Source organism: Psychrobacter sp. CoH-33_TS_01 (assembly GCF_058189395.1).
The window spans coordinates 1-1035 of the sequence record NZ_JBVGQI010000023.1; the positions used below are offsets into that span (position 1 = coordinate 1).

1 pseudogene is annotated in these 1035 nt (G+C 45.2%); it reads left to right on the top strand.

The window, feature by feature from the left end:
* Positions 1-1035 (top strand): annotated as a pseudogene (locus ACZ2XM_RS15375) (ESPR-type extended signal peptide-containing protein); the annotation flags it as partial.

Below are 1035 nucleotides of genomic sequence, written 5' to 3' on the forward strand. Positions count from 1 at the left end.
GTAGCGAGTTTACTGCTGCTGATACTGGTATACGTGATGCCGCTGCCACTGAAACAACTCGAGTAAATACTGCATTGGGTGAGGCTACTACTGACCGCGGCGTTATTCGTAGCGAGTTTACTGCTGCTGATACCGGTATACGTGATGCTGCTGCCACTGAAAAAACTCGAGTAAATACTGCATTGGGTGATGCTACTACTGACCGTGGCGCTATTCGTACTGAGTTTGCTGCTGCTGATACGGGATTAAGTAATAGAATAACGGGCAATACTGATGAGATTACTACCTTAAAATCAGGCCTAGGCAGTTTAAATGCTGGGGCTGTGATTTATGATGGTATCTCTAAAGACAGTATTACTTTAGCGGGCGGCCCTAACGGTACTAAGATTAGTAATCTGCAAGATGCTACCTTAAGTGATACTTCAACGGATGCGGTAACTGGTCAACAACTCAATGCTACTAATCTAGATGTAACTGCTTTAGATGGTCGAGTGTCGACAGGGTTGAATGATGCTACTACTGATCGTGGTGTTATTCGTACCGAGTTTGCTGCTGCTGATACCGGCATACGTGAGGCAGCTGCCACTGAAAAAACTCGAGTAAATACTGCATTGAGTGAGGCTACTACTGACCGCGGTGCTATTCGTAGCGAGTTTGCTGCTGCTGATACGGGATTAAGTAATAGAATAACGGGCAATACTGATGATATTACTACCTTAAAATCAGGCCTAGGCAGTTTAAATGCTGGGGCTGTAATCTATGATAGCGTCGCCAAAGACACCATTACTCTTGCGGGTACTAGTGGCACTAAGATTAGTAATCTGCAAGATGCTACCTTAAGTGATACTTCAACAGAAGCGGTAACTGGTCAACAGCTCAATGCTACTAATCTAGATGTAACTGCTTTAGATGGTCGAGTAAATACTGCATTGGGTGAGGCTGCTACTGACCGCGGCGTTATTCGTAGCGAGTTTACTGCTGCTGATACCGGCATACGTGAGGCAGCTGCCACTGAAAAAACTCGAGTAAATACTG